Genomic DNA, 9,636 nt, shown 5'->3' with positions numbered 1-9,636 from the left:
AAAGACCCCTTATGAAGTTCTGAAAAATAAATTGCATTTAAAAGAAAAAGTAAAGATAGTTGGACGAGGTCGCTAGTTTCATATGTTACCCATGTCTCCGGTTTGTACCATCCGTATATTCATATGATATAGTTTGTAACTATAAATCTGAACTTTTTGCATATATTTCTTTTTTTATGAGCAAATCTGGTCGCGATAATTTCATAGTTTTACTTTTCTATCACTTTTAAAACATTCGCTGTCCGCTAAGGCGAAAACTAAAAATACTGGGTCTTGAAATTGATCAAATAAAACTAAATCCATATAAAACGATTGCTTACAGCTTTGAGTTGAATCATCATCCATTACTTTGCAACCTAATCCAAACACAAAAAGAACTATAACAAATAACGCGTATTTCATCTTATGACACCTCTAGATCTTAAATAGTCAAACTTGTATTTTTCCTGAATTGCTCCTCTTAATCTGATTTTAGACCAAGGTTATTAAATATATTTATATTCAAAATTATCTCAAAGTTTGCTGAACTTAAAATACCACTGTTACTAAAATAAAAAAATAAAGTCCAAGTAGAGTATGAATTTGTTCCAGATTTTAACTCCGCCTCATATTCATCGAATTTTCCGCCCTTTGTCGACCGAAAAACTGATTAACATGGACTAATTCATGTATCTCAGTATATGAACCCGAACCTGTCTTCATATGAGCAACATTCTCAATGGTAGTCGCGGCAACTCCGGAATCAGTAAATTGATTTTCATAATAATTATTCTCAATAATCGCTCCTCAACCAATACTTTTCACATTCGGTAAAGTATCTCCCAAGGTAGAATTCATAATCGAATTTGCCGAATAATCCAAATCAAAGTGAGTTGGAAAACCTACGATTCGAAACTCTTGAAGATTTGTTTCAATGTCTAAGATTGAATGTTGTCAATAAGGATTATCGAACACAAATGAAATTACTCTCTTTATAAATTCCAGTAGTTTGATACAAAGAAATGTTTTATCAAATACATCCATCCACTATTACATTGCCGGACAGCCCATCTAACAACGTACAAGAACCAGGTCTTATCGAACCGTCATTTCGGATTAGGATTCCATCTTTCAAATTTCCTAAAAAGTTGAATTCATTCTGATCGATAATTATTCCATTTAAATCAGAACTCAATTTATATTTCCCAATGCTTTTTATTGGTGAAAAATAAAATCTTTTTGGATAAATTTCACCAACACCAATCGTTATTTCAGGCTCTTCATAATATTGAATATATATATTCCCTATATCATTTTTATTTTTAACTTGAAAGGAAGTTTCACTTGCCTGAATTACTGAGAACCAAGCTAAAAAAGAATCATCTCTTCCGCTTTCAGTGATAACACCACAATGCATAGAAAAGGTAAGCATTAGTAGCACTATGCTTTTAAAAATATAAAATCTGTTCACTGAACGATCCTTCTGTTAATTAAATAACTATTTAAAATAGAATTCATTATATAAAATCCTGCTTCAGTTTTGGTTGCTGCAGTTTGATTATATAAATTCAAACTATATAATAATTTATAAAGCTGATGGTTTACTATTGCGAAAATTATTTGCGATTGCGGATAGCTAATTGTACCAGCTCTAAAATCAGCATCAAATTCATTTGAATTTACATCTCTCCCCCCACCTATAAGAAGATACTCACTTCTGAAACTTCCAGCATGATAAAATTGATCAACGTGACCTAATTCGTGATTAAGGGTTGCCTCTGATGAACCAGTTCTCATTGAAACAATTGTTCCGGATGTAGAAGCCGCAGTACTTTACTCCGACATATGATTTGCAGAATAACTATTTTCAATTACAGTAGCTCCTTTTAAATTTTTAACGGCTGGTAAAGGATCTCCCAAAATTGGATTCATAATCAAACTTGCCGAATAATCAACACCGAGAAGCGCATAGCTCCCAAAACGGCTTGTGAAAAAATGCTTTCGGATTTGTTGCAAGTCCATAGGCAACACCCAAGATAGGAGAGGCAAGGAGTGTCAAAGCTCCTAACATTCCTGCTCCAACATTTCTGATTCCCTGTCCAAAATCAAACCATCGTTGTTTACTCACATAGAACGCATTCGTTAACGTCTTACTTGCGCCTACTTTGAAGTTCAACATTCCCATTCCATTCTTAGAAAGCGCATCACTCACAATCGAATGCCCACTCGGATCACGCCATCTCACAGGATTTCCTTCTGTATACATGTAAAGGTCCATCGCCATTGGACGACTTGTGTCAAAGACGCTGTCCGCTTGCGTAAACCTTCCAATCAGAGGATCATAATATCTCGCTTTGTAGTAGTAAAGACCAGTCTCGCCGTCTTCTTCTTGTCCAGTATATTTGTAACGGAAGATATCCGGTCCTGCAGAGTCGTTTCTCTGGATCTCTCCATACGGTTTGTAAGAGATATGAGAAGCTCCACTCATCTCTCCACCTGCGACTCTATTTCCTTCTCCATCCGTTACCATCGTGATCGAACCTAAGTGATCCGGGTGAAAGAAGATCATTCCAGAAACGGGAGCTTAGGGCGTTGCCGCTTACGCGGCCCAGGCTCTCAGCTCCGGTCAAGTTATTGTGTTCTTCAGAAGTGAAATCGCTTTTCACTCAAAGCAATAACTTGACCACGCATCGATCCTTAACGCAGTGGTGTTTCAGTAAATCAAGGTTTTGTCTTTTCCATACACTGAAAGTATTCAAATAGAAAGTAATTCGTTGCCGCCTGATTGTTCTGTCTGTTAAAAAGTATCAGATCAACCAAAAGATTATTTTGGCATTCATCAGACGATTTGTATTCTTTTACGTTTGGACAGTTTGTAAAGAATAGGCATCACAGTGATAAAAGCAGTATCAATTTTGACTTTATTTTCTTTCCTTTGAATTCTAATTTTCATTACGAATCATCTCTCTGGACAATCATTGGATAAGATCAATTGCAAAGTGAGCACGAGGTCCACATCCATAAATTGAGTTTTCAATCACCTTAATTTCTATTTATTGTCGCAACCGCTATTGTAATTTAAGTATAATGCAAACAAAAGTTCCGGTTCAATTTGTATACTATTTGCAACTTCATTTAGGATTAAAATTATTGAAAATTCTTGTCCTTGATAATAGGAGCCTTTTTAAGATATCAAAAATCGAACACACTGTAATAAAATAGAGTAATGATCGTAATTGTTTTTTTATTTTCCCCCGTAAAGTCATAACAGCATAAAGCGAATAGCCGTTTTAATAACGTTATTTTTCAACTATCCAGTTTTGTTAATAGTCAATCCGGATTACATTTTTCTTTTCTTTGCTCTTCATTAATTTGAAAAATTACCAACTGTTCTTCTATAGATAACCTTTGTTCTGTTAAACATTCAGATTGACACAAGAGTAAAAGCAAGTTGATTTTATCCGCGTTACGATTGCACGTTTTTTCAAAAGTTCTATTTGGTATCAAAAAGCAACCATTGATTAACAAAAATAACGCTATTAATTTAAAATTTATAAATATTTTCATAAGATTCTCGTTTCCCTATTAAAAATAAGTAGGAATCATTGGTCTCCCTAAAGTAAGAAATAAAAATCTCAAAAATGGAGGTATTGTTCGATCTGATAATATTAAATATATTTGAATGTCTTGCTGCCAATTAGCCCCATAAGCATTTGTTCCAGCTCTCATGTCAGCATTTCTTTCAGCATAAGACGGCCCTTTACCCTCAATATTATTAAATGGACTTTGCCAAGTTTGTTCCATATAACTCCATCCTCCCCAATTGTTGTATTGCCTTACATGTGCAAGCTCATGTTGAATCGTAGCTTCGTCAGCTCCCGGAGGGACAAAGGCAATCCCGCCTATTGAAATTCCCGGTCCAGCAAATGGCGCATTGTGAACTAAATATCCTCCAGCTCGATATTCAACATAAGCGCCAGTAAAAACTCCAACGGTCAAGTTTAAGGCGGCAAAATAAAATCCTAATGTAAACGCTGGATCTACCAATAAAGCTGCTATTGGACAAAATAATGCTAAAGCAATCTTTCCGCCAACAACGAGTCCTTTGTTTATTTTCGACATACTGAATGAGTTTGTTTCTTTTCGTTTTCCTTTTCCTGCGGCAACGTGCATAAATTTATTAGCCGCGGATCCAAGGCTATCCAATCGATCGTTAAAAGTGTGTACGTTTCTTTTGATAAAACTATTGAATGACTGAGCAATCCCGCCAGTGATCGCATTGAACATATGAACCACACCGGGGAAATCCAAGCTATGCCCACTCGGATCACGCCATCTCACAGGATTTCCTTCCGTATACATATACAAATCCATCGCCATCGGACGGCTTGTATCAATGACGCTGTCCGCTTGCGTAAACCTCCCAATCAGAGGATCATAATATCTCGCTTTGTAGTAGTAAAGACCAGTCTCGCCGTCTTCTTCTTGTCCAGTATATTTGTAACGGAAGATATCCGGTCCTGCGGAGTCGTTTCTCTGGATCTCTCCATACGGTTTGTAAGAGATATGAGAAGCTCCACCCATCTCTCCACCTGCGACTCTATTTCCTTCTCCATCCGTAACCATCGTGATCGAACCTAAGTGATCCGGATGAAAGAAGATCATTCCAGAAACGGGAGGGGCGTTGCCGCTTACGCGGCCCAGGCTCTCAGCTCCGGTCAAGTTATTGTGTTCGTCAGAAGTGAAATCGCTTTTCACTCAAAGCAATAACTTGACCACGCATCGATCCTTAACGCGGGGGTGTTATTTTCTAAGAGCAAAACACCTCGCTTCCCAACCGCGGTGCAGTTGAGTAAATTTCGCGGAAAATTCTGAATAATCTAAACCACTTTTAGAAATATCCAATATTTTGGACGCTTTATAAACAACTTCTTAGGTGATCTGCAAAAATATTCTATTTTTGCAGAAAAAACTAACGTTCATAGATGCAGTGATTTAATGAGCTTTTCAAATCTAGTATCATCATTGCATTCATTCCTAGCTATAATTGCTATTGTTAACAAAGACGGATCATGCGTTCTTTCGTAATCATCTAAAGCAAGCAATACGTTTAAGTCACAAGCAGTAGAGAAGTCATCACTTCTACATGAGTAAAAAAAAGAGAGAAGCACTATAGCGAAATATATTTTGAAATTTAAAATGAGCATCGTATTGAAGCTCTCCTCTGTAAATAATCTAAAGTATTCATTATTATTCCTTTGTTTGTAGATATCATCGACTGCAAGAAGAGCGTTTAAAATTATTTTGGCAAATTCTATTAGCGAGATTATACATTAAGATAGAAGAAAACAGTCTTTCTTTAGACGAATGTAGATTGTTAGCAATATTAATTGAGGCGATCACATTGAATTGATCTATGTTTATCACACCAAAAAGATAGAAGTAAAGCCAAGTGCCGTATGAATTTGTTCCAGATTTTAACTCCGCCTCATATTCATCGAATTTTCCCCCCTTTGTCGACCGAAAAGACTGATTAACATGGACTAATTCATGTATCTCAGTATATGAACCCGAACCAGTCTTCATATGAGCAACATTCCCAATGGTCGTCGCGGCAACTCCAGAATCAGTAAAGTGATTTTAATAATAATTATTCTCAATAATCGCTCCTCCACCAATACTTTTCACATTCGGTAAAGGATCTCCCAAGGTAGAATTCATAATCGAATTTGCCGAATAATCAACACCGAGAAGCGCATCACTCCCGTTTCGTCTATTTTTCGAACAACAATCGTTTTAAATTTGTCGATTGCTAACGAAAGCAAATGCTAAAAACCGTTTATCATTTCGGTATTGCAGTGCAAGCAAGATACAAAGTCAAAATATCGCTTTCCTGCTGTTGCGTTTCCGCAAAAATTAGAAAAATTCCAATTCCGTCATTGCATTTTTGTATAGAGTCGGGTGGCAAAGATCTAGAAAAGCAAGACACAAATTGTAAAACTAAAATTAGAAAAAATACCATTTTTAAAGCTCTCTTCATTTATTGTTAATCCTTCTTATTATTTCATTATATAATATCATGTTTCTATAAAATACTCTTTCTGTTCCGGTCTTCCCAGTTTGTAGAAAGAGGTTATACTGAAACATTAGTTTGTAAGTATCGTATCCAAAGACCAGATAAAAAAATTGCCCTTGTGTATATCCCATTGTCCGTCCACGGATGTCAGCATCCATCTCATTGTTAGGAAGCGATGCGTCAAAGGATTGTTTCCACCAGTCATAGTTCCGCCATCCGCCTGCATGGTAGAATTGATCCACATGGCCTAATTCATGATTTAGAGTAGCATCTGAACTTCCGCTCTTCATATGAACAACATTAAAAGTCGTTACGGCGGCAGTTCCTTTGCTATCGACGTGATTTTCAAAATAACTGTTTTCAAGGACGGTTCCCCCACCCATGTTTTTAACGGCTGGTAAAGGATCACCCAAAATTGGATTCATAATCAAACTTGCCGAATAATCCAATCCCAAAGTCATATAGCCTAACGTCGCCTCCAACGGCTTGTGAAAGAAAGCTTTCGGATTTGTTGCAAGTTCATAGGTAACACCCAAGATCGGAGAGGCAAGGAGTGTCAAAGCTCCTAACGCCCCGGCTCCAACATTTCTGATTCCCTGTCCAAAATCAAACCATCGTTGTTTACTCACATAGAACGCATTCGTCAACGTCTTACTTGCGCCTACTTTGAAGTTCAACATTCCCATTCCATTCTTAGAAAGCGCATCACTCACAATCGAATGCCCACTCGGATCACGCCATCTCACAGGATTTCCTTCCGTATACATGTAAAGGTCCATCGCCATTGGACGACTTGTGTCAAAGACGCTGTCCGCTTGCGTAAACCTTCCAATCAGAGGATCATAATATCTCGCTTTGTAGTAGTAAAGACCAGTCTCGCCGTCTTCTTCTTGTCCAGTATATTTGTAACGGAAGAGATCCGGTGCTGAGGAGTCGTTTCTCTGGATCTCTCCATACGGTTTGTAAGAGATATGAAAAGCTCCACCCATCTCTCCACCTGCGACTCTATTTCCTTCTCCATCCGTAACCATCGTGATCGAGCCTAAGTGATCCGGATGAAAGAAGATCATTCCAGAGACGGGAGCTTAGGGCGTTGCCGCTTACGCGGCCCAGGCTCTCAGCTCCGGTCAAGTTATTGTGTTCGTCAGAAGTGCAATCGCTTTTCACTCACAGCAATAACTTGACCACACATCGATCCTTAACGCGGGGGAATTATTTTCTAAGAGCAAAACACCTCGCTTCCCAACCGCGGTGCAGTTGAGTAAATTTCGCGGAAAATTCTGAATAAACTAAACCACTTTTAGAAATATCCAATATTTTGGACGCTTTATAAACAACTTCTTACGTGATCTACAAAAATATTCTATTTGTGCTGCAAAAAACTAACGTTCATAGATGCAGTGATTTAATGAGCTTTTCAAAGCTAGAATCGTTATTACAATCTTCTTTTACCTTTATTGCTAATAGAAGCAAAGATAAGTCTCCAGTTATTTGATATTCATCTATACCAAAAACTACACCCGTGTCACAAGAAGCAGTCTCATGGTTGCAGCTACAAAGAGTAAGCATAATTAAAGGAATAATTTTGAAAATACGCACTAGTTATATCTCCCTTTCATATATTGTTGAAATATATATTTTTCATCATCGCATCGTTAAAACGGCTTTTGAATCTCAAATTATTTAGGAGATTCAAATTTAATATAAATTCGTATGCCTCTGGACTTGGAAAAGTCTTATTTGCGTTACCGTTACTACCGATGTAGCTAAAGTAAAAAAGTAAAGTCCAAGTTGTATAGGAATCTGTTCCAGATTTTAACTCAGCTTCATATTCATCAAATTTGCCCCCCTTAGTAGAACGAAAAAATTGGTTTACGTGAACTAATTCATGGACTTGGGTTCGAGGACCTGCCCCTGTCTTCAAATGCACTGCTGTGCTACCTGTCGATGCTGCTTCACCAGATTCTGTAAAGTTATTTTCGTAAAAACTATTTTCCAAAACAGCTCCGCCATCGACAACTTTTACACTAGGTGATGGATCACCCAAGATCGGATTCATCACTAAACTTGCTGAGTAGTCGAGACCTAAACCAGCATAGTCACGAATCGCCTCCAACGGCTTGTGAAAGAAAGCTTTCGGATTTGTTGCAAGTTCATAGGTAACACCCAAGATCGGAGAGGCAAGGAGTGTCAAAGCTCCAAACGCTCCTGCTCCAACGGGTTCCAACAGGTGGGAGGGCGTTACCGCCAACGCGGTCCAAGCCATCAAGTCCGGTCAAGTTATTGTGTCTCCAGAAGTGGAATTACTTTTCAGTCATAGCAATAACTTGACCACGACTCGATCTTTAAGGCGGGAAAAAGCTTTTTAAAATTGACAACTCAAGTTTACTTATCATCGCAACCGCTTTCGAAATTCAAATACAGAGCAAATAACAGCTCTGTTTCAATTTGCGCTCCATTCGCCATTTCATTTAAAATTAAGATTTTAGATAAATCTTGTCCTTTTTCACAGGAGTTTTTTTTCCCAGTTTCAAAAACTGCACATCCTTCCAATAATAACAGAGCAACAATTGTAATTAATTTTTTCATTTTTCCTCATGGAGTAATTATACTTAAGAGCAAATATCTACGAATTATTAAATTTCCTAATGGTCCAATTCCTGATCGAAACCCGTAAGGTCCACCAATAATTCCATTATTATCAATTAAAGTTGCGAAAATAAGGTAATCAAAAAATCTTCTATAACCAAAAGTCAATTCACCATAATCATTGTGTCGTTCTAAAGAGTTCTTGTTCCAACCTAAAGTTCCCAATCCGTCACGATTGAATTGCTTGATGTGCCCTTTCTCATGCAGGACCGTATCCATACTCGCACCCTCTGGAGTAAAAGCAAAAGGACCACTTGTAACACCAGAAGTTGTTTCACCCAAAAAAGGCTTTTCTACTTTAAACCATTGTGAGTTTTCAACCCATATCCCTCCATTCGAATAATGTAATTTAGGTTTCTCCTGGCCTGTCAGTCCCGCATAAGCATAACCAAGCGTAAAATCAAATAACACTCCAATAAATCCCAGGAGCGCACCTGGATTAGTAAGTATTCTCCAGCTTGAGGTCACAAATTTATCGGCCTTTTTCAAAGTAGGATCTCCTGTTGATCTTCTCCCTTTTCCCTCTGCAACGTGCATAAACTCGTTTAACGAACTCATGGGGTTTTTTAGGAAATTGTTAAACGAATGGATGGTATTTCCTACAATCGCATTGAACATATGAACCACACCGGGGAAATCCAAGCTATGCCCACTCGGATCACGCCATCTCACAGGATTTCCTTCCGTATACATGTAAAGGTCCATCGCCATTGGACGACTTGTGTCAAAGACGCTGTCCGCTTGCGTAAACCTTCCAATCAGAGGATCATAATATCTCGCTTTGTAGTAGTAAAGACCAGTCTCGCCGTCTTCTTCTTGTCCAGTATATTTGTAACGGAAGAGATCCGGTGCTGAGGAGTCGTTTCTCTGGATCTCTCCATACGGTTTGTAAGAGATATGAGAAGCTCCACCCATCTCTCCACCGGCGATTC

Annotated in this window: 5 protein-coding genes and 4 pseudogenes; all 9 read right to left on the bottom strand. The window is 38.0% G+C overall.

The genetic code is table 11. The features are described 5' to 3' along the window. Positions 1-1,009: 1,009 nt before the first annotated feature. Positions 1,010-1,450 (bottom strand): hypothetical protein, encoded by a 441-nt coding sequence (locus DLM75_RS23830; RefSeq protein WP_118971006.1) that lies wholly within the window; start codon positions 1,448-1,450, stop codon positions 1,010-1,012. Beyond that, positions 1,447-1,776 (bottom strand): hypothetical protein, encoded by a 330-nt coding sequence (locus DLM75_RS23825; RefSeq protein WP_118971005.1) that lies wholly within the window; start codon positions 1,774-1,776, stop codon positions 1,447-1,449. Before DLM75_RS23825 ends, DLM75_RS23830 begins: the two co-directional genes overlap by 4 nt. A 415-nt stretch (positions 1,777-2,191) precedes the next feature. Further along, positions 2,192-2,563, bottom strand: a pseudogene (locus DLM75_RS24800) (RHS repeat-associated core domain-containing protein); the annotation flags it as partial. Between the two features lie 746 nt (positions 2,564-3,309). Then, entirely contained in the window at positions 3,310-3,546 is a 237-nt protein-coding gene (locus tag DLM75_RS23815) for a hypothetical protein (RefSeq protein ID WP_118971003.1), read from the bottom strand. A 740-nt stretch (positions 3,547-4,286) separates the two neighbouring features. Beyond that, a pseudogene (locus DLM75_RS23810) lies at positions 4,287-4,656 on the bottom strand (RHS repeat-associated core domain-containing protein); the annotation flags it as partial. A gap of 2,112 nt (positions 4,657-6,768) precedes the next feature. Continuing rightward, positions 6,769-7,140 (bottom strand): annotated as a pseudogene (locus DLM75_RS24795) (RHS repeat-associated core domain-containing protein); the annotation flags it as partial. 530 nt (positions 7,141-7,670) lie between these two features. Next, complete coding sequence (locus DLM75_RS23790) at positions 7,671-8,321, bottom strand: hypothetical protein (protein WP_118970999.1); 651 nt, start codon at positions 8,319-8,321, stop codon at positions 7,671-7,673. 119 nt (positions 8,322-8,440) lie between these two features. After that, on the bottom strand, positions 8,441-8,644 hold the full coding sequence (locus DLM75_RS23785; RefSeq protein WP_118970998.1) for a hypothetical protein: 204 nt from the start codon (positions 8,642-8,644) through the stop codon (positions 8,441-8,443). A gap of 699 nt (positions 8,645-9,343) precedes the next feature. Continuing rightward, positions 9,344-9,636: pseudogene (locus DLM75_RS25110) on the bottom strand (RHS repeat-associated core domain-containing protein); the annotation flags it as partial.

This window comes from Leptospira stimsonii, from assembly GCF_003545885.1.
Lineage (GTDB): Bacteria > Spirochaetota > Leptospiria > Leptospirales > Leptospiraceae > Leptospira > Leptospira stimsonii.
This window is presented reverse-complemented; position numbering and strand designations above follow the sequence as displayed.

Coding starts and splice junctions, on each gene's coding strand:
- DLM75_RS23825 (WP_118971005.1), bottom strand. CDS start 1,776: ATGAGAACTGGTTCATCAGAGGCAACCCTTAATCACGAATTAGGTCAC.
- DLM75_RS23815 (WP_118971003.1), bottom strand. CDS start 3,546: ATGAAAATATTTATAAATTTTAAATTAATAGCGTTATTTTTGTTAATC.
- DLM75_RS23785 (WP_118970998.1), bottom strand. CDS start 8,644: ATGAAAAAATTAATTACAATTGTTGCTCTGTTATTATTGGAAGGATGT.
- DLM75_RS23790 (WP_118970999.1), bottom strand. CDS start 8,321: ATGGCTTGGACCGCGTTGGCGGTAACGCCCTCCCACCTGTTGGAACCC.